We start from the raw sequence: 20,550 nt of genomic DNA, 5'->3' as shown, positions 1-20,550 counted from the left end.
TCATGTTGGCCTGACATATCGCTGGGAAAGAGACGGCCGGGTAAATACTCTGACTGCAAATTGCCGTCTGTCACGAACGGGATCAATGCCCTCCATCCATGAGTAAAGTACGCCGTCCCGGGATCGGCTTTGCCAGGCGATAAACAGCCTGCAAATAAGGAAGAAGGTAGACAGACAATGCCACAGTACGACCAGAATGAGTCCAATATCCGGCCTATCAACTATCCAGCCAGCAGTTAACAAGATCAAGTTCGGATTACGCCGTGCGGTAATTAGGCGGTGAAATGAATCGACCTTACGCCAGATGAAAATATCGAAAGAGGCCAGCCAGAACTGAAAGGCGCCTTCGCAAAGACGACCACCTATATAGCCAATAAACATTAACCAGGTGAATAATTCGAGATTGGTCAGCGGTGTGGTGGTAGTCATAAGACCAACACCCCAAGCCAGATACCATAAGGGCGGATGGATAATATCCAAACCATGATCTAATATATCGCCCACCTTGCTTGATGTCAGCGTAACGCGTGCCAGTTTGCCATCGACCGTATCCAGAAAAGTCATCAGCCATGCCATGATCAGGCCGATACCAAACGCACCATACCAGAATGCCACGCCCGCCAGTACAGCCAGAACCAGGCTAAGTAATGTTACATGATTAGGCTTCAGTCCCAGCTGCACACACAGACGTGTAGTCATAAACGCTGGCCAAGGCCATAGCCATTTAGTGACCAGATCAGTCACACCTTTATAGGAGGCGGCAAAAAGCTCGGATTCAAGCGCGGCCTGGTTGCAACGCAGAATCGGCAGTACATAAGGTGGATCTTTCTTTTTCAGATTTTGCTGTACCTGAATCGGGAGGTCTTTTAAGGTGCAGCGTGGAAGATCATCGGGTACCGGCCGTTTCTCGCTCAATACTTCACACATCACACCAGCGTCGTTTCCGTCTGCCCGGATCGCCACTGGAATTTCATCCACAGGTGTAACAAGTACCGTGTGTTTATCCAATACCATCAGGGCATTGATCACTCTGGCATCGAACAGATAATCAGCCCGCAGCAACAACACGAAATCCGCTCCAGCCAATTGTGAAAGATCTTCTACCACAGCAGCTGTCCCGATTGAGCTCAGCATCCGTTCAAGACGAGTGCGCCCACTCACCCCCCACAAATTAGTTTTACTATTGCCGACAATATGAACAAAGAAAGTTGCAGACATGTTTATCTCAGAAAGTTCGTCGTAACAGCCAATATGCTGCAATAACAATCAGAATTGATCCAGGTGCAATTGAAACAACGATAGGATTCAACTGAAATACCAGCCCGATATTAGCGATAATCTGATCGAGCAGATAAATACTGATCCCCATCAATGAAGCCAGAACCAGTTTTCCTCCCAATCCTTCACGCACCGAGCCAAAAATGAAGGGAATTGCTATCAAAATCATTGCAATAGTCATCACTACACTACCGACCTTGCGCCATAAAGCCATAACATAGGCATCCGCTTTCTGACCGGTCATCTTTAAGAATTCGGCATGGTGCAACAACTCCAATGGGGTCAGGCTTTCAGGCGGTTTTGTCAGTGTCGCGATATCTTCAGGGCCGAGAAACGAGTGCCACTGAAGTGCGTGTACTTTCCTGGAAAAGATACGATCTGGGGCAAACATACGTACAGTAACATCATGCAATTTCCACATACTTTTGTCGAAAATATCTGCATATTGCGCATGTATATGGGCAGTCATCAATCCCTGTTTATCAAAATGCATGACTTCGATATCTATTGCCCGCCCTTTATGCAGCATTTCACCAATACGCAATATATTCTGCTCATTACGTGTCCAGATTCCGAGCCCCTTCCCCAATTCCGCACTTTGCTCCAACGCCACCGCACGCAATACAATCGCCTGCTGTTGAAATTGTGGCGCCACCAAATACTCAAGTGCTATGGTTGAGGTGATAAGCCCCCCCCCGATTCCAATCGGGGCAAGGCTGATCATCAAAGGAGAAAATCCTGCCACGCGCATCGCCACCAATTCAAGGCTGACCGCTAACCCGCCTAGCGCACCTACTGTCCCCAGCAGCGCAATGAAAGGCGCAATCTGGATAAATCTGCGAGGCATCAGCATTGCCGTATACAGGAAAGCATCCCGGGTGGTATATGTTCCTTTCCCCACATCATCCAGCTGATCAAGCAGATCAAAAAAACTGAACAAGGGCAACAGCACCACAGTAGCAATAATCATCCCTGTCAAAACCTGCAAGGCGATGTAGCGATAACAGATCTTCACTATTTTCTTGCAGATAAGAATAACCTGAGCTCAGGCAGGCGCAATACAACAACCATGAGAAGCAATCCATATACCCACCAGATCCCCGGCACGGCAGCAACAACGCCCTGCTCCACCCAGGTTTTCGCTAATCCACTGAGGTTGTAATAAACAGCGAATACTAGCGCTGCAACAATAAATGTTCTATCAGCTTTATCTTTACGTGGCGCTGTCCGGGTAAAAGAAACCGCGATCAAAGCCAGCAAAATGGTTGCGGCTGGCCGGGAAAGCCGCCATTGTAATTCCGCTATCTCCTGCGGTTGCTCGGAATTCCATAATGATTGCGTTGATGCAGCCTTGCGTCGATAGTTTTGAGCTTGATCGTTTTCATTAAAGTAAATCATCTTTTCAAACTGAACAGTACTATCCCTGGCTGCATCATATCCAAGACGATAGATTTTCCCGTCCAGCAATTCAATATACGGCCATTGCTCCTGTGTCATGGGCTGCTGGTAACCTTCTCGGGATACGATAATTTCTCTGTTTTCAGCTGTTCTGATGTAGTGAAAAATGCCTTCCATGCGTTTTTCAAGATCATCTTTTCCCCGGATAAAGATTACACGGCCACTTTTCTCACTACCGTAGAATCTTCCTGGCTGAAATCGATCAGTATTTAACTCAGCTTCAGCCTGTGCATTCATCACATAGCTTTCTGCATACGCCCACGGGCGAGCATAAATGGAAAGGACTCCACTGAGGACGGCAATGGGTAGGGCAATTATGAAAACAGTACGAATAATCTGGTTGTCACCATAACCGACAGAACGTAACACATTAATTTCCTGATCACGGTTCATCCGGCTTAAACCATGGATTACCGCAACATAAAAAGCAATCGGCACCAGCACTTCCAGCGCAATAATAGTTTTCAGCCCCACCAGTTTGAACATGGCTATGGCACCCAAGGTCTCAGCCACCGCCCCGGTTAAAAAACGCGCAACGCTGAAACTTACGAAAAGCCCGATCAGGATGATAGTTACTACGAAGAAAGGAAGTAATAGTTCCCGTGAGATATATCTTTCAATAATTCCCATGAAAGTCAGCTGTCCGTTCTACACCGGTGGATGTGTCGATATTGCTTTGGCCAGAACAGATTTTACCAGCTGGAAATCTTCCACTTTATCAACATCAATGCCTGCTTCAGGAAATGGCAAAATTACCGGACGCACCTGAACACCTGTTTTTTCTGAAACTTCCTGTAGCGCCTGATCAAGCGTTAAACGTCCGGTCAGATATGACCAGACAGCTCGCCAACCCAGCACCCGGTTGATCAGTTTCCAGGGACGTTTGCGCAATGCCTCCGCCTGCTGCCAGAAATCCACCAGTGTGCGCCCCCGAGAATTGAATGTGAACAAGTTACAGCCACAGAAATTTCCATCACGTAAACGAATTACCGTGCGCCTGGCATTACCATATCTGTCTTGCAAAGTTTCATACCGGATGATCCCGACAGTCGCATCACATTCCAGATTGCGGGAGGCTTGCAAGAAATATTCCACAATTTCCGGCGTCAACAGGGCGTGATCGGCTGTCGTCAGCAAAATTCTTTGATGCATATCGATTTGCGAGAGCCCATGAACAGCACTACGGGCGGGTGAGTCCAGATTTTTCACCCAATCTACCTGCTTATTTTCTATACGTTGCTTGAGTTCTCCGCATGCAGATAACAGCGATTCGGGCGGGCCGCACAGAAGAATGGATTTTATTTTGTTACAACCGCTCAAGGCATCGAGTACCCGGATAACCATTGGTTTTCCACAAACAGGAGCATAAGCCTTGCATACCGCTCCCGTATACCTTGCCACAGGATCCTGATCACCCCGGTCGGCAGCCAATACCAGGGCAGTAAATTGATCGTTATCGCGCATCGCGAGCAAAGCAGAATTTTGTCTTGCTGAATTGATTTGATCGCATCCTGATCATGCCAGCGTTTTCTCATAAATACGATAACGCTTGTACTCTTTTCCTCCTATTCTTTCGAGAATTGCACGCATGGGCAGATTATCCTCAAGGACCCAGGATAATTCAACATGCTGAATACCCCTGGTTCTGGCTATTTTTCTTGGTGCATCAATAACCTTGAAGGCCAATGCCATCCCGGAGAGCGTATGATGAAATTGTTTGCGAACACCCATTAGGGGAACTCTTCCGGTGGTAATTGAATTGGATTTCAGTTTATTAACCAGGTGGAGCCAGCCAAAGGGAAAAAGATTTCCATTCAGATCTGGCAATACTTCATTCAGATTTGGTAGCGCTGCCATGAAAGCGACAGGCTCCCCATCCATTTCTGCTATCTGGACGAATTCATCCGGAACCAGCCAGCGTAAAGAACCGCCCAGTTCGGCAAATTCTTCCTGCGTAAAGGGAACGAATCCCCAATTCCCCGACCATGCGTCATTAAATATATTTCGCATGATCTCGATTTCCTCGCTAAACCGATTGCGTTGCAGCGTCCTGATCTTTATCCGATGCTGATATTTACGATCAATAGCCTGCATGGCGGGAGGCGATTCAAAATCTGTTTCAAGCCAGTAAGCCAGCAAATCCTTGCTGGGATGATAACCATTTTGTTCCAGCAGATTGACATACCACCGAGGTGAATACGGCATCATGAAAACAGGGGGGGTATCAAACCCCTGAACCAACAGGCCACACTCCTGGTTAATAGAAAAATTGAATGGCCCGCTGATCTGACGCGCTCCCCGTTTAACCAGCCAATCTTCAGCCGCCTGTATCAGCCCACTAAAAACGGTTTCATCATTAATTGATTCCAGCATACCAAAATGTCCGGTATCTGGTCCGTACCGCTGCCGATGCAGTTTATCTATCTGTGCACTAATTCTGCCAACAGGCTGATTATTACGGTAGGCGATCCATCCTTGCCACTGGGCATGCTTGAAATAGGGATTGAATCTGGAGAAATGCAGTCGTCGTTCCAGCCGAAGAGGAGGCACCCACAGCGGATCATCTGCATATACTTGCCAAGGTACATCAATAAACTTCCCTACTCCGCGAAAACCAGAAATCGGGAGAATTTCGATTTTTCCTTCTGATGGATGATCCGGGAATATGCTCATGTCCTCATTAATAAACAGGCTCGCTCAAGCTCAAGCAACGACTTGTCCGACAAATCGAACACTTCCTTCCGGATATAATTGCAACCTGATTATTTTTTGAACTGATCAGTATAAGCCAGCAAATCTGCAACCATTTGCTGAAAAGTCTGCTGCTGTTGATGCTGATCGGGTTGTTCTGCAGTAAAGTCCTGTGCATTTCCTCCAGGTAAACCTTCCTGCTCATTTCCACCTAAACGTGCAAACTGGTAGAACTTGTTCCATGCAACGTTATATTCACGCAACTGATTTTGTGGAATGAAATTTCTCAGGACTTCAAAGGCATCCCGCAACACAGGCAGGCGAGGCTGCATATAGGCCACCAGATCATCCGGCCAGCGAGTGGTCACCGGATACAAACCAATTAGTTCCTCGTGAAAAACAGAGTCGTAATATTCCACCGCTCCTGCTCGGCGCCGATGATTAATAATATCCACCCCCACCCCCACAACCAAAACCAAACCCAGCAGGGTAAATGGCCAAATCGGGGCATCATGAATATAGAGTGATACCTGCTCAATAAATTTTTCCAAAATATCCTCGTCTTTCCTCTAAAAGAGATAACGTGTTCAAGATAACTGATATTTGCCACTGCAACCAATTGATATTGCCACAGGTCACCAGCGGTCGCAATGCTTTACAATTCGATAGTTTCGCGCACAGCCTCTACAGGAAGCAAATTCATAGAAACGGTAAAGAACATGATAAATCGCTCGTTGCCATACGGCCTGTATTACAAAAACCCGGTAGAAAAGTAATCCTGGTAACAGAAATGGCCTGAATTTTATATCGAAACAACCAAGGAGGGAGTAGTGGAGGACAAAGAAAAAAATACGTCTGAATTATTACAACTGATTGTTATACAAAATAACAATGAGATGATCACTGTCGATCAGATCAAACATTCTCTGGATGAACGAGGATTTGCTGTATTGCTGGCTATTGCCACCTTGCCAATTTGTCTTCCTATTCCCGCCCCACCTGGTTTTACGACTGTTTTTGCTATTCCGCTTTTTATTTTTTCAGTACAAATGATATGCGGCATGAGGGCACCCTGGATTCCCCAGTGGCTGGCAAGGAAAGCAATAAGAAAAAAAACACTGGATAAACTGATCAACAAGATCACACCATGGTTGCGAAAAATAGAAAGACACCTGCACCCGCGGCTAACCTACATCAGCGTGCATGCCTGGGAGCGCATCATTGGCCTCTTCTCTTTTATTTTTTCAATTTCTATTGCGCTGCCCATTCCCTTGATCAATTTTTTGCCAGGCTGGGGTATTCTTATTATGTCGCTCGGATTACTCAGCAAAGATGGCCTGACCATTTTCGCCGGCATGATCGTCGGCACCATCGGCGTTGGAATAGCTCTGATAATCGTTGCATTGTTATGGATGGGAGTTCCGATACCATAGCTGCATCCGGCTGATTAATTCAACCTGCAGCCACTTTGCTGATCACATAGCGAAATTTACCTGATTTCTCGGCTGAAATTTCGGATACCTGCTCTATTTTGATTATTACACCCCGGCCCAACCGAGCCTGGAATGACGCAATAATCTGGCCTGTATCCACTTGATTCAAGCCGCCCTCAGTAACGATTAGTACGCGGGTAAGATCTATACTTTCCTGTATGATTTTAAATGTTTTTATCTGCGGCATATCTCGCAGGATGTAAATCAGTGCCAGGCCATGCATGACTGTACCATCCCGGGCGACGATGAAATCAGTGCTGCGACCCTGTATTTCCCTGATCAGCGGCAAGCCACGTCCGCAGTCACATATCTTGTCATCAAGCGTGCCAATATCACCGGTTCGATAACGAATAAAAGGAAAATCCCTGCTGGCCAGATGAGTCACGACAATCTCACCTGACTCCCCATGCGGGAGAGGATGGCCGTGAGAGTCGACAATTTCAACAATAATATCCTCAGCGGTAATATGCATTCCGCCTGCAGGGCATTCATGCGCAATAAAACCTGCATCCCGGCTGCCATAGCCATTTGCTACCCGGCAGCCAAACGTATCGCTGATCTGCTTACGCTGATCGCCATACAGCCGTTCAGACGTCACAAATGCCACCTTAATACCCAGATTGCGCATGATGATGCCGGTTTTATCAGCATGTTTCGCGATATGGGATAAAGCTGAGGGATAGCCAAACAACATTTTGGGTCGAAATTCACAGATAGTACTGAGGAAACCCTCTACTTTTTGATCAGACATTTCAAATGCCGGTAGCAATTTGCTGCGAAACAGACGGTCGCGCACGGCACGTAATGCATCCTGCGCCCCCAGCTCGATTGGAGAGCCCCACACCACAATCTCCGGATCTCCTATATCCACTCCCCACCAACGTGTAGCACGCCACTTGGCAGCGATATCGTGACTGACACGCTCTTTCCCGATAAAAAACACCAGCGGCTCGCCACTTGATCCACCCGTATTGAAGCGAGCCAGACGACGCGCCTGATTAGATTTAAGTGCTTCCAGATTGGCACGAATCGCTGGTTTGTCCAGAAAAGGTAGATGCTGCAAATCAGCCAACACATTTATCTTTTCCGGCTGAAAATTTAACCTGGCAAATAGTTTTTGGTAATAAGGAACATGAGTATTCGCGTAGATGAGTAATTGACGCAATCTTTCAATCTGTAACTGTGTAATCTCTTCAGGAGAAAACCACTGGGTGTTCTCCATAGACTTACGCACATTAACACTGCTGTGTTTTTTAATCTGTTCATGAAGTGGAAAAAGAAACCTGGATACCAAATGAGTACTAATATTAGGCATAAACTTACTGTCTATCTTAATGATCCATATCGTTTCGCCTGCTCTGATTGAGCAGCAATTTTCGTAAATTCTTCTACAAGCACAGCAACTCTCTGATCCCAAGAATTTTTATATGCATAATCAATAATTTTTTGCTGATTCCAATTGCTCTTTAAAGCATTATCAATCGCCGACCTAAGTGCCTGTTGATCATTAAAGGGTACTAATTTACCTAACTCTGTATTACAGACAACTTCAGCATTCCCTCCCACATTAGTAGTGACAACTGGCAAGCCACAAGCCATCGCTTCAAGAAATACATTGGCCCAGCCTTCGTTTCTTGTAGCAAGCACAAATAGATCAGCGGCTGAAAGCAGGATTTTTAAACGATCCGGCGAAACAATACCCAGAAATCGGACATGCTCCTCCAGCCCGGATTCAGAAACTTGTTGCTTCAATCTCCCAGTCCAGTCACCCTCGGCACTTGCCCCACCTGCTATCAGAAACCGAATATCAGGATAAATTTTTCTTAAATCAGGCAAGCACTCGATAACACGGTGAAACCCCTTACGTTCACAAAGACCACCCACTGACACCAATATTGGTATATCTTCCGGTACCCCCAAGCTCCTGCGTGCTTCAAGCCGATCAACACGACAAAACTTATCAAGATCTACACCATTTCCTACTACGAGTATTTTGCCTTCCTGAATTCCGACTGTCACCGCTACTCGCTTTAAAGAATCCGATACTGAAAAAATTTTTACGGCACGTATCATGGCTTTACGCATGAGGAACCGGTATAAAAATCTACAGGAAAGCCGCGCTTCCGTCCCTCGCAAGGTAATAGTGACGGGAACTCGAAACCATTTTCCCAAAAGGCTTGCAGCGTACCCATCCGGATAAGCAAAATGTGCATCAATAATCTGAAAATCGAAACGTTGCTTAAGCTGCCACAAAGTTAGCAAACTACCTAGTGCCATGAAAAAACCATCCAGAAATTTCAGAAATCCAGGTACAGAAAAAAAACGTGGATGGTAAATTTCAAAATCTTGCTGATACTCCTGATAAGGTGCATCTGGCCTGAAATGAGGGCGCCAGCGGCGCAGAATCCCCTGCAATGGGAACCAAGGAACAGGAGCAATTACCACAAGCGGCAGATGTTTACCCACTCGAAACATACGCTCGCGAATGAACAATCCCGCATTAGGCTGACCGGGATGTGGAAAAAGTGAAGTAAATACAACAACCCCAAGATCACTATTATTGCCTTTATCCCTATTCTTCACTTCCCATGGAGTGTGTCTCATACTACTAAAACCATAATTATTTGATCAAAAAAGATAATAACAAATCATTTATGCCAATAGCATTCAACAAAATATCTTAAAAGAAGAAGATTGGAATCATAAAATCATGCATTAACTTTACTAAGTACGCCCCAGAAACTAAGCCACGACAAATCTTCATCAGAAATATCTTGAAATGATTCAGCAAGATATGACCTGATCGATTTAATATTCTGCTCTTCAACAAGCAAGGTAAAAGTAAGACACATTAAAATTGTGGCAAAACCTGTGGTAGTCAAAGCTCCGGTAGTAGTTAACGTGCCACTACTAATTAGGAACTCCTTTATAGGTTACATCCATAATCCATGTAGTCTGTAACTCTTTAAATCTACCTCATGTAGTACTACCAAACTACCTTCACACAATACCTCGAGCTATAGTCAAATACTGCTTGCTGTATGGAGGATCAGGCGGCCACCAGTTTTGGAGTTCCACTTCCCTGGAATGACTGCCTTGGCACCTTGCTGTTCGATTTGATCACGTATGATCTGACTGTCTAGCCTTTGCCTGCAATAATAAATTGAGCCACACCCAGCCTGAATAGCAAAGCCGATGCGTGTGTGCAATCATTGATCTGACCACCGGTAATATCGAATACGATGGAAAGTCTGTGGGCATCACCGCCATGCGAATCTTGCAGGTATACCACCCAGCTTTTTCCGATTGCCTTATCCTTTCCGCTCGCACCGTGCTGGTGAACCTTGATATAGAGCTACCATAGATGAAAACCCGCTCCATGTCCGGCTCAACCACCAGAGCCTGAAATACCTTGAGCCATTTTCCGCTGGCAGACCAGGCGGTGAATCGTTTATAAATCTTGCTCCAGTTCCCGAATACCCTTAACCTCTCCAGGAAGAACCAGTACGCATGCGGTACAGCATGCCTTCGATAATCATACGCAAATCTTGCTTGTTGTAGAGGTTATTGTGAAGCAAAATGGTCAGTGGCTTTGACCAGAGCTCAGCATTGAGCAGTAATCGGGGCATTGCAAGCTCGTATTGCTGTTGTGTGAGAACTACAACGGCAATACGAGTCTGTTCTTATGAAGCAAGAAGACAGCCTGAAACGGCAACAGACCCTAATCAGGTAAAATTTTACACGCAAGCGACATCTGCACTGGTTCACGGCCTGCCGATAGAAAAATACTCAAATCCTTCGGTTCGGATACTATCTGGATCGTATATATTGCGTCCGTCAAAAATTACTGCATTCCTGAGCTTGCGCCGGATTTCACTGAAATCCGGAGAACGGAACATCTTCCACTCTGTTACAACAATGAGTGCATCAGCACCTTCCAAAGCTGACATAGATGAATTTGCCAGTTTTAGGCCGGGTTCACTCGCGAAAAGTCTTTTTGTCTCATCCATCGCCACCGGATCATAAGCAGAAACAGCAGCACCCTGCGCCAACAAACCGGTAATCAGCATTCTACTGGGAGCTTCCCGCATATCATCTGTATTGGGTTTAAAAGCAAGTCCCCACAGCGCAAATGTTTTACCTGAAAGATCAGAGCCAAATCTTGCCCGAATTTTGTCAAGCAAGACCTCTTTCTGACGAGCATTCACAGCTTCTACCGCTTCCAGAATTTTTAATCCAGTTCCATTTTCTCTTGCAGTGCGTTGCAATGCCTTAACATCCTTGGGAAAACAAGATCCCCCATAACCGCAACCCGCATACAGAAAATGATAACCAATACGTGGATCAGAACCGATCCCCCGACGAACATGCTCGATATCGGCTCCCAATTTCTCAGCTAGTAATGCCAGCTCATTCATAAATGAAATGCGTGTTGCCAGCATAGCATTGGCAGCATATTTGGTCAGCTCGGCTGATCTGGCATCCATTACGACCAGCCGGTCATGATTTCGGTTAAAAGGCGTATATAATGTCCGTAAAAGTTCTATGGCCTTATCATCATCTGCGCCGATAACAATCCGATCCGGGCGCATAAAATCGTCTACAGCAGCACCCTCTTTCAAAAACTCCGGATTGGATGCAACACTGAAATCAATCTCAACACCACGTTTTGCCAATTCTTCATAAATAACTCCGCGTACTCTATCTACAGTCCCCACAGGAACGGTGGATTTATCCACAATCAGCTTATAATCCTGCATATTCTGGCCAATTGCCCGTGCTGCCGTCGTAACGTATTGCATATCGGCAGAACCATCCTCATCTGGCGGGGTCCCGACTGCGATAAATTGTACCAACCCGTGATCCGTACATTCTGCCTGATCCAAAGTAAAGCGCAAACGGCCTACGGATACATTGCGCCTGACCATGTCTTCTAGATCAGGTTCATAAATCGGAATCTCACCTTGTTTCAACAAATTGATCTTATTGACGTCCACATCCAGGCATAACACATCGTTGCCCACTTCAGCCAGACAAGCACCTGTTACCAATCCGACATAGCCAGTTCCAATTACACTTATTTTCATAGTTTTCTACCCATTTTCATCTTATCTCAAAGTAAACGTCCAAGCCACGGCACAAATTTAACTCACATATTTTCCGCTTTGAATATCTACCCAGAAATAATCATCTTTTGTTTTTTTGTCTGTTAAGTAAATCACAATAAACAAACTGGTATCTGTCCACACTTTTCCGCCAGTTGCGTTCGGTCTCTACAAATTTCCGTCCTGCTCTGCGCAATTCTTCCCATTGCTGAGGGGTGTTCAGAAGTGTTCCGACCTTCTCTGCCAATGAATGGGGATCACCAGATTTAAACAAGATACCATTATGATTGTCGCGGATCAGCTCCCGGTGGCCACCGACATCCGAGGCAGCCAACACCCTGCCCTGCGCCATAGCTTCCAGCGGCTTTAAAGGAGTGACGAGATCGGTAAGGCGCATGGAAAGGCGGGGATAAACCAGCACATCAATCAAATCATAATAAAATTGAACCTGATCATGCGGCACACGGCCGGTGAAGATAACCTTATCCTCTATACCAAGCTGGCTGGCCAGTTGCCGCAACTGTTTATCCTGTGGCCCGCCTCCAACCAGTAGTACGCGCAAACCAGGATGGTACGGCGACATGAGCGGCAAGGCTTGTAGCAGGATATCCAGGCCTTCATAGGCATAGAACGAACCAATAAAACCAATAACCTGCTTGTGCCTGAGCCCCAATCGTTCTCTCAGCGATTCATCAGCAGGATATGTTGACACAAACTGCTCAATATCGACAGCATTAGGGATAATGGTGATTTTTTCCGGCGCAATCCCCCGCCCGATCATGTCGTTGCGCAACCCTTCGCAAATCGTGGTGATTGCATCCACATGCCGTAATGCATGATTTTCCAGGCTGCGCGTTAGACGATAGCGCATGCCCCATTCCCGGCTGGTACCGTGATCCACGGCCGCATCTTCCCAGAATGCTCTGACTTCATAAACGACAGGAATCCCTGATTTACGAGCAACACGCAAGGCAGGAATAGCATTGAGCGCCGGAGAATGCGCGTGCAGAATATCGGGCTTGACGGACTGAACAATCTCAATAAGGCGATCAGTCAAGCTACTCATAACAGCAACCTGATTCAGAACGGGCAACTTGTTGACAGGATGCGCACGCCTGGGTGTCCGGAAGAAATGCCAGTCATCAACATCTTCTTCTAACATGGTTAAGCCAGCATGTTTGGCACTCGTCACATGGAATGTCTCCCAGCCAAGAGCACGCTGTTCTTTCAAAATTGCCAGGGTACGAAATGTATAACCGCTGTGTAACGGAATGGAGTGATCCAGAATGTGCAGAATACGCATAATTTAGTTTTCAGCCGGATAAAATTCAGATAACGGTACCACCGATGTTTTTCCAACGACAAAACCCCTTCTTTCTTTATTACCACGCAATTTCTGTATCCTTTCTTATTTGATAAATCTTGCTACCAGACGGATATCTATTCCGATTTTCCGAATATCAGTTATCTGTAAATTATATTTCTCTGATAAATCTGTAATTTCGGGTAGTACCAGCATTGCTTGCGCCGAATTACCCAACAGGTTAGGGGCAAAATAAAAAATAATCTCATCTATCAATTCGGCTGCTACCAACGCCCCGTTCAACACTGGACCTGCTTCAACCAGCAGCTCATTGATACCCAATTCGGCCAATTTCGTTATCATTGCTTTAAGATCAACTTTACCTGCCAAATCAGGCAGAACAACGACATGAGCACCCACGTCCTCCAGAAGATGTATTTTTCCCCTGTCAGCCTGCACCGTAAAAATCCAGGTTGTATCTGCATTTTTCAGCAGTTTTGCCTGTAGAGGAATTTCCAGATTCGAATCCAGAACGATACGTATGGGTTGCCTCGAAGTCTCGATATATCGCACTGTCAACAGTGGATCATCCACCTTTACTGAATTGACTCCCGTTAATATCGCACATGAACGGGCACGCCACCTGTGGCCATCCTGTCGAGCTGGCTCGCCTGTAATCCACTGGCTTTTCCCATTTTTCAATGCAATCCTGCCATCCAGGCTGGTCGCTATCTTAGTTCGTATCCACGGTCGGCTATGGTGCATTCGGGTAATAAATCCAATATTCAGTTGCTGTGCTTCATCCTCCAACAAGCCTGTTTGCACTTCAACTCCGGCTCTCTGCAGCTTCTCCTTTCCTTGACCGTTTACATGAGGATTAGGGTCATCCATTGCCATAATCACTCTGCATACCTCAGCGCAAATCAAAGCTTCAACGCATGGCGGTGTACGACCATGATGACTGCAAGGTTCCAGTGTTACGTAAACTGTAGCACCTCTGGCCAAATCCCCCGCTTCCCGCAACGCATTGATTTCTGCGTGCGATTCCCCCACCCGCTCATGCCATCCAGTTCCGACTACCTTGCCATCATTTACAATCACACACCCTACACGCGGATTCAGGCTTGTGGTAAACAACCCTCTTTCTGCCAACTGTAAGGCATGCGACATGTGCATATAATCTGAAGCAGTAAACACTTGTTTATCATCCCTTTAAGAAAGATAAATCGATAATGCACGATCACCTTAATTTATCAGTACGATCTATCCCTCCTTTCAACAACTCAAAAAATCAATCGCCAGATCTAATTAGGTAACTATTATCATTGCATAATTTATATCGGCTCTTTTACCCGTCCCGGTATTCATGCTACGATTTTCGTACATTATTTTACAGTTGGAGGTAAAAATGTTTTTTGCGAGGACAATTATCACCCTTCTCGTCTTATTGTCGACAAGCTTGGCGTTCGCTAAAGATCAGGTACCGTACGCTACGCAGGTTAATGATCTGATGCGCTATTATCGTGTCACTCCCCAAATTGCCACTTCTGGAGCTCTTACTCATGACAGCATTCAAGAGCTGGTCAAGCACAGCTTCAACACTGTAATTGATTTACGTATTGAATCGGAAGGTACACCAAATGAAAGGAAAGCTGTCGAAGCAGCTGGAATGACCTATATCAATATTCCCGTTACCAATGACGGCGTAAATGAATCACAATTGACAGCCTTTAAGCGGGTTCTGGAACAAGCATCTCCTCCTTTTCTGGTACATTGCGCAACTGGCAACCGGGCAGGCGCCATGTGGACGGCTTATCGACTGAAGGAAGGTATTTCTCCAGAAATCGCCTTCAAGGAAGGACGTGCTGCTGGTATGAGTGCCGGCATGGAAGAAAAAATCAAGAAATACTGGTGTGCCAAGATTGAGGGTGGATGTTAAGCAGATCTATCCATCATTTCGCAACAGAGAATACCCGCCCCTCTGTTTTTGTACCTAAAATACCATGGGCATTCTAAAACTGAGTCTGACATCCTGTGCATCATTGGTTGTGCCTATAGCAACAGAGAAATTCAAGGTGGTCTGCTGCGAATATTTGAATGCATAGCCAAGCAGTAACTGTCCTATATCCAGCTGACTACCTTTCAATGTACGGTTATTTATTTTGGTGTTAAAAATGTGACGATGGCCATACCCAATATTGAAAGACGAGCGCTCGTTGATCCCGAACCCCATACCAAAAGTCATACCCACCGCATAACCTGGATCGACCTTAAATTTGTCACCTGATCCATCAAGTGCCTTTTCCTTAGTGCCCATATTATAGTTATAGGCCAGATTTGCGAAGAATACGGCCGGGTCAGTCGCGTAAAGTGCAGTTACACTTGGCTCAAAGCTGAAGAAACCAGATCCTGTAGGAACCTCGGTAGGAAATATAGCTCCAGGAACTCCTTGTGCTCGTGCATATTTAATATCAAAAGGGCCTTTGCCCGTAGGCGCTGTAGCTCGCATATTTCCCACCAAAATAGGCCACCCCCCCGCTCCTGAGTTAAGCTGATAGCGAGCAGCAAATTCAATGTCTCCCAAACCATTTCCAGATGCGTTGAACGTTTCATCAATCCCCGCACCAATGCTGACCGGCCTGGAGCGTTGCTCATCAAAACGTGCACGATAAGGGACTCTTGCTTCGATCTCAAGACGATCTGTCACGCCATAACGAGCTCCAATGCTTGCCATCATGCTATGTTGATCTACCTGGCGGATATCTATCAAGCCGATAGCAATTGCCGGGATAAATGTAAATGCATCCAGAAAAACCCGATTACTGTCTGTAAAAGCATATTCCAGCGCAGGCTCAATCACAATTTTTCCGTGGCGTGTCAGCACCCCCCCTACTGCGTCACTCAATCTGGGCATTTCAGGTGGTCTTGGTTTTTCATCCTGTTTGGGTGGTGCCCGCCCTACCGGTTTTGATGGAAGATTACTGGATTCTGCACGCACCTGAACATGATCAGTATTTTTATTAATCGGTTTAGCAGCCGTCGTCTTTGGTGGAGAAGATTGTGATGGGTGGGATGCTCCATTTTTAGCAGCAGTATTTCCAGAGGAATTGCGATCAGCTGATTGCGAGGTAATCAAAGAATCCAGGCGGGCTTTCAGATTCTCAATTTCCTTTCCCTGCTCAATGATAGTCTGTCGCTGCTTCTCAAATTCCTTTTGTTGCTGTGCAAAAAGAGATTTATATTGCTCAAGCACTTCATCTGCTGACCTTCCTGCTTGAGCGTAAATGACGAGAAATACCGTGAGACAACCTGCGAATAATTTGTACATCATACTACCCGTCAACTGACCAACTTCTTTAGATACATCTCTTTTCATATCCAGCAACGCAAATAATTAAACTATCGCAATAATGCCGGAGCCAGAAATTCAGTAAAAATCCGATGATTACTGCCATTCGCCATCACTTCCTTCAAGTTGCTCACCTCTATGTTGATTTTTGTCAGTGCATCAATATGCTGACTATCCAGCGTGTTCTGAATAAAAGAACTGAGTTGCGGCATTGCAACAGAATCAGGTATCGAATTTTGCATACCCGTCTGTAAAACCACACTTTCTCCAGGAACTTGCATGGAAGATGAATGCACCAGCATATCATTCAAATGAATAAATTTTTCCAGATTCATATCAATGTGTATGCCGTTTGGAAGAACAAACCCTCCTCTTAATGTTGAAAGCTCTTCATCTGTTACTCGCTCCCATTCCTGGTGAAAATGATCTTGTGCCGACGTTCTAGTATTCAAATCCTCTGCATATGCTGCAACCATGGAACAAGACAGTACCAACATAGCAAGACATGATTGAATATTTTTAACCATCAGACGAAAACTCTTGATTCTCATTTTTTCCCCGCGCTGTACGAATTATCAAAAATCCCAAGGGCCTGGGTGCAATACATTAAAAACTCCCAAACTTGATCGATCAACAGCCTCACCCAGCGGAGCCACTCTGCCCACCCATTCCTGATATATTTTTTGATAGCTTACTTCAGGATCGCGATTATCATGGATCAGAAATAAAATACGATTCCCCCACATTTCTTCAAATTCGGAACGATCCATGGATTTAACACCCTGAGCCGGATCACCTAATAAAATTTTGAATTCATCCACTCCCTTAATGATGACAAAGTGCATGTAACCATTATGGTTGATAATGGTAATAGCTGGATTTCCAGTAGAACGCAATTTGTTCAGATCAATCTTGAAGCCATCCGAGCGATATCCTCTGCGTTCAAGATACCGTTTCATATCCAGCATGGAAAAGCCTTCCCGTTTTATTTTTTCCTGATTTCCATGCTGAAACATGTCGATAAATACAGATTGCTCGTCTACCGTATCGTCATAATGAAAAGTAAGTAGGCTCGCCAGAGCAGCAGAACCGCAGCTGAAATCATACTGCTGCCGATAAACAGTATTGAAACGCCGTTCTGCAAAAGTTTTTACTTGTATATTAAAGTTAGCACCACCTACCATATCGATCATATCCATCCCTGATACTTCACTACAAGGAATTATCAGGATCCCTAATAAAGCAAACGTGATCAGAGACAGTCTCATATGCGATTTTGTCCTGGAGTAACTAAAATTGCTTACCACCTCATGCAAACTATGTAATAAATCTCAAGCAGCTAACAAAACAATAAACTGTGTGCGCTTTATGTGTTATCGGCTGTTCTCTCAAAATATTCAATCTAAATCAGGGTAATATCGTTACATTAATAATTGTCGAATCCTGAATAAGAACATTGTTACCTGAATTCTGAATCACTGAAAACATACCCCCTGATCCGGCAAAAGAACCGCTGTCAATCATATTAAAGCCACTAGCATTGTTCGTTGCTGTATTGCCAGAAAGAAGTGCACGAACATTCATATTGTTCAGGGTAGTTACGTCAATACCCTCTCGGCCCGTCGCCCCATCAAGCTCCTCCAAGGAAGCTCTTTCTGCATGAGGAAGGTATGCATCCTCAACCGCCATCAATTCTGTACCGGATGCCGCGTAAATCATGCTAACAGGCATGAATAATGCAAACGCAATCAAGCCTTTTCTGATATCGGCTTTCATACTGACCTCCACATATTGCTTATATTTATATCTTCTGTTTTAGCAAAAAAAACTGGCAAGCAATATCATTACTGCTTGCCAGTTAGAAGAGTTACATTATTAACTCAAGTTGTAATTATCCAAACTTACAATTATTGGTTAACGTTTACATTACCCTGGAAGGAAACTTGCTGTTGAACCAGTGAGCTGGATCCAAGGTTCTGAGCAACTTGATTCAGGCCTGCGCCATTGAACGAATCAGAAATATTGTTGCTTAAACTTCCACCTGCAAGTGCAACAGCTTCTTCAACTGACAAACCACCAGCTGACTGACCTGTTACAGATCCTTCCAATGCTGAATTGTTAACAGAATAGGTAGCTGTCGCATCGCCACCATTGGATGCTGCACTGCCATTGCTTGCAGTAGTTTGGCTGTTATCACTGTTGTTGGTGTTGTCTACAGTTGCAGTACCGCCATTGTTGGCAGCTGCGGATTGGCCTTCAGCAGATGCGGAGCTGTTATCGCTATGATCGCTGTTGTCAACCGTGGCTGTACTACCATTGTTAGCTGCAGCACTGCCTTGACCACTCGCATCAGCCAAGCTGTTGTCACTGTTATCGCTGTTGTCGCTGTTGTCGCTGTTGTCAGCAGTAGCGGTACTTCCATTATTGGCAGCAGTACCATAGCCGTCAGCATACGCAGAGCTGTTGTCGTTATTGCTATCAGCGGTGTTGGTGCTGTTATCGCTGCTGTCGTTATTGCTGTCAGCAGTGTTGGTGCTGTTATCGCTGCTGTCGTTATTGCTGTCAGCAGTGTTGGTACTGTTATCGCTGCTGTCGTTATTGCTGTCAGCAGTGTTGGTGCTGTTGTCGTTGCCGTTGTTGTCAGCAGTGCTCGAGTTGGTGCTGTTGTCGTTACCATTGTTGTCAGCAGTGCTCGAGTTGGTGCTGTTGTCGTTGCCGTTGTTGTCAGCAGTACTCGAGTTGGTGCTGTTGTCGTTACCATTGTTGTCAGCAGTACTCGAGTTGGTGCTGTTGTCGTTACCATTGTTGTCAGCAGTGCTCGAGTTGGTGCTGTTGTCGTTACCGTTGTTGTCAGCAGTGCTCGAGTTGGTGCTGTTGTCGTTACCGTTGTTGTCAGCAGTGCTCGAGTTGGTGCTGTTGTCGTTACCGTTGTTGTCAGCAGTACTTGTGTTGCCATCAGCGGAGGTTGTATTGCCGTTTGCTGTGCTTGCAGTACTTCCGTCACCTTTGACTCCAGCAGAATCAGCTACAGCTATATTTGGCAGCGGTGCCGCGCCGTCAACTGCCCAAGCATTGCCTGCAAAACCAAACGCCAGAACGATACTGGCAGCCAGAATTTTTTTAGAAAATTGATCCATGGTATTTTCCTTTAATATCAACTATTTAATTAAATATAGAATTGCATAACATCTATTGCATTACTCAACAAGGCGAATATCGCTAATCAACCACAACCCTTGTCGAGTCGAGATACTAGTGAAATTACTGTCACAGTGGCAATACTGCAATTGCATACAAGCTATAATTCCAATACAAAAAAATATATTTGCTCCATAAAGCTCACCTGATATTTATGTCGTAAAATTTAACAGTTGCCGATAAAATACTTTATAAAATTAAATATTTACATTAAAAATCAACATATTACATAATTTGGCATAACTTTTGCTTGTTAATCTATATATACTTACGAAGACCGAGGCATTCAGGGAAAATACTGCTTTGTAGCGAATTAAGCCTTAAAAATAGCGTTTATAACCGCTCACAAATGACAGCAATAAAAATAAGCCTCGATAAAATTGGAGTGAAGTTTTATGGACTATGAAAAATATAAGCGCCTACCCCGATCGCACTACACCTTGCTTGAGGCCAGCCGTGAAAAGAAAACAACCAATACAAAGATCCTCGCACAGCACCTCAATCGATCTCCGGCAACCATTCGAACCCAGTTCCAGAGAATCCTGGCGTTTCTTCAGGTTCACTGCAGATATGAAGCACTGCGTAAAGCAGAGGAGAAAGGTTTGATCAGGCAGAATAGACGTCTTCCCTCTGCCTGCAAAGAAGAGAGTAGCTCACCGCAAGCCTAGGAGATGA

19 protein-coding genes and 1 pseudogene are annotated in these 20,550 nt (G+C 45.4%); 3 read left to right on the top strand and 17 right to left on the bottom strand.

Annotation, left to right across the window (positions count from 1 at the left end):
• The 6 genes from ACZ5EJ_RS05030 to ACZ5EJ_RS05005 all read right to left on the bottom strand — a co-directional run bounded on the left by ACZ5EJ_RS05030 (window position 1) and on the right by ACZ5EJ_RS05005 (window position 5,978).
• Window positions 1–1,218: a CDP-alcohol phosphatidyltransferase family protein gene (locus ACZ5EJ_RS05030; protein ID WP_074456297.1), complete on the bottom strand. Its 1,218-nt coding sequence runs from the start codon at window positions 1,216–1,218 to the stop codon at window positions 1–3.
• Between the two features lie 7 nt (window positions 1,219–1,225).
• Window positions 1,226–2,293: an LPS export ABC transporter permease LptG gene (gene lptG / locus ACZ5EJ_RS05025; protein ID WP_074456298.1), complete on the bottom strand. Its 1,068-nt coding sequence runs from the start codon at window positions 2,291–2,293 to the stop codon at window positions 1,226–1,228.
• Window positions 2,293–3,366 (bottom strand): LPS export ABC transporter permease LptF, encoded by a 1,074-nt coding sequence (lptF, locus tag ACZ5EJ_RS05020; protein ID WP_011634177.1) that lies wholly within the window; start codon window positions 3,364–3,366, stop codon window positions 2,293–2,295. Before lptF ends, lptG begins: the two co-directional genes overlap by 1 nt.
• A gap of 18 nt (window positions 3,367–3,384) precedes the next feature.
• Window positions 3,385–4,200: a nucleotidyltransferase family protein gene (locus ACZ5EJ_RS05015; protein WP_464557610.1), complete on the bottom strand. Its 816-nt coding sequence runs from the start codon at window positions 4,198–4,200 to the stop codon at window positions 3,385–3,387.
• A 51-nt stretch (window positions 4,201–4,251) separates the two neighbouring features.
• Complete coding sequence (locus ACZ5EJ_RS05010) at window positions 4,252–5,409, bottom strand: N-acetyltransferase (RefSeq protein ID WP_464557608.1); 1,158 nt, start codon at window positions 5,407–5,409, stop codon at window positions 4,252–4,254.
• A gap of 89 nt (window positions 5,410–5,498) precedes the next feature.
• Window positions 5,499–5,978: a hypothetical protein gene (locus ACZ5EJ_RS05005; RefSeq protein WP_464557606.1), complete on the bottom strand. Its 480-nt coding sequence runs from the start codon at window positions 5,976–5,978 to the stop codon at window positions 5,499–5,501.
• Window positions 5,979–6,257: 279 nt separating this feature from the next.
• Here ACZ5EJ_RS05005 and ACZ5EJ_RS05000 point away from each other — a divergent pair, with 279 nt between their 5' ends.
• Complete coding sequence (locus tag ACZ5EJ_RS05000) at window positions 6,258–6,860, top strand: exopolysaccharide biosynthesis protein (RefSeq protein WP_464557605.1); 603 nt, start codon at window positions 6,258–6,260, stop codon at window positions 6,858–6,860.
• A gap of 19 nt (window positions 6,861–6,879) precedes the next feature.
• Here ACZ5EJ_RS05000 and ACZ5EJ_RS04995 read toward each other — a convergent pair whose 3' ends face one another.
• From ACZ5EJ_RS04995 to ribD, 6 genes and pseudogenes are all read right to left on the bottom strand, one after another.
• Window positions 6,880–8,235 (bottom strand): phenylacetate--CoA ligase family protein, encoded by a 1,356-nt coding sequence (locus ACZ5EJ_RS04995; protein WP_464557603.1) that lies wholly within the window; start codon window positions 8,233–8,235, stop codon window positions 6,880–6,882.
• 11 nt (window positions 8,236–8,246) lie between these two features.
• The gene (locus tag ACZ5EJ_RS04990; RefSeq protein ID WP_464557602.1) at window positions 8,247–9,524 is read right to left on the bottom strand and encodes a glycosyltransferase; all 1,278 of its coding nucleotides are present in this window, start codon (window positions 9,522–9,524) and stop codon (window positions 8,247–8,249) included.
• 455 nt (window positions 9,525–9,979) lie between these two features.
• Window positions 9,980–10,549, bottom strand: a pseudogene (locus ACZ5EJ_RS04985) (transposase); the annotation flags it as partial.
• Window positions 10,550–10,684: 135 nt separating this feature from the next.
• Window positions 10,685–12,007: a UDP-glucose dehydrogenase family protein gene (locus tag ACZ5EJ_RS04980; RefSeq protein ID WP_464557600.1), complete on the bottom strand. Its 1,323-nt coding sequence runs from the start codon at window positions 12,005–12,007 to the stop codon at window positions 10,685–10,687.
• Between the two features lie 100 nt (window positions 12,008–12,107).
• The gene (locus ACZ5EJ_RS04975; protein WP_464557599.1) at window positions 12,108–13,328 is read right to left on the bottom strand and encodes a TIGR04063 family PEP-CTERM/XrtA system glycosyltransferase; all 1,221 of its coding nucleotides are present in this window, start codon (window positions 13,326–13,328) and stop codon (window positions 12,108–12,110) included.
• Between the two features lie 105 nt (window positions 13,329–13,433).
• Window positions 13,434–14,525 (bottom strand): bifunctional diaminohydroxyphosphoribosylaminopyrimidine deaminase/5-amino-6-(5-phosphoribosylamino)uracil reductase RibD, encoded by a 1,092-nt coding sequence (gene ribD / locus ACZ5EJ_RS04970; protein WP_464557597.1) that lies wholly within the window; start codon window positions 14,523–14,525, stop codon window positions 13,434–13,436.
• A gap of 313 nt (window positions 14,526–14,838) precedes the next feature.
• Between ribD and ACZ5EJ_RS04965 the strand changes: the two genes are divergently transcribed.
• Window positions 14,839–15,267, top strand: a complete 429-nt coding sequence (locus tag ACZ5EJ_RS04965; protein WP_464557596.1) for a protein tyrosine phosphatase family protein — start codon at window positions 14,839–14,841, stop codon at window positions 15,265–15,267.
• Window positions 15,268–15,321: 54 nt separating this feature from the next.
• Here the strand turns inward: ACZ5EJ_RS04965 and ACZ5EJ_RS04960 are convergent, their stop codons facing one another.
• The 5 genes from ACZ5EJ_RS04960 to ACZ5EJ_RS04940 form a co-directional block, all read right to left on the bottom strand.
• Window positions 15,322–16,704 carry a transporter family protein gene (locus tag ACZ5EJ_RS04960; RefSeq protein WP_074456308.1) on the bottom strand — a complete coding sequence of 461 codons (1,383 nt, stop codon included), beginning with the start codon at window positions 16,702–16,704 and terminating at the stop codon, window positions 15,322–15,324.
• Between the two features lie 23 nt (window positions 16,705–16,727).
• Window positions 16,728–17,204, bottom strand: coding sequence for a hypothetical protein (locus tag ACZ5EJ_RS04955; RefSeq protein WP_107818415.1), 477 nt, complete (start codon window positions 17,202–17,204; stop codon window positions 16,728–16,730).
• A gap of 48 nt (window positions 17,205–17,252) precedes the next feature.
• Window positions 17,253–17,870, bottom strand: coding sequence for a C39 family peptidase (locus ACZ5EJ_RS04950; RefSeq protein WP_240142325.1), 618 nt, complete (start codon window positions 17,868–17,870; stop codon window positions 17,253–17,255).
• 214 nt (window positions 17,871–18,084) lie between these two features.
• A complete protein-coding gene (locus ACZ5EJ_RS04945; protein WP_011634161.1) occupies window positions 18,085–18,453 on the bottom strand; it encodes a hypothetical protein in 369 nt (122 codons plus the stop codon).
• A 131-nt stretch (window positions 18,454–18,584) separates the two neighbouring features.
• Window positions 18,585–19,814: a beta strand repeat-containing protein gene (locus ACZ5EJ_RS04940; protein ID WP_464557594.1), complete on the bottom strand. Its 1,230-nt coding sequence runs from the start codon at window positions 19,812–19,814 to the stop codon at window positions 18,585–18,587.
• Window positions 19,815–20,270: 456 nt separating this feature from the next.
• Between ACZ5EJ_RS04940 and ACZ5EJ_RS04935 the strand changes: the two genes are divergently transcribed.
• On the top strand, window positions 20,271–20,543 hold the full coding sequence (locus tag ACZ5EJ_RS04935; RefSeq protein ID WP_011634159.1) for a helix-turn-helix domain-containing protein: 273 nt from the start codon (window positions 20,271–20,273) through the stop codon (window positions 20,541–20,543).
• Window positions 20,544–20,550 lie beyond the last annotated feature (7 nt).

The sequence above is a fragment of the Nitrosomonas sp. TNE100 genome, from assembly GCF_055387135.1.
Note: the sequence above shows the minus strand (reverse complement) of the source record. Positions and strands in the feature narration are given on the sequence as shown.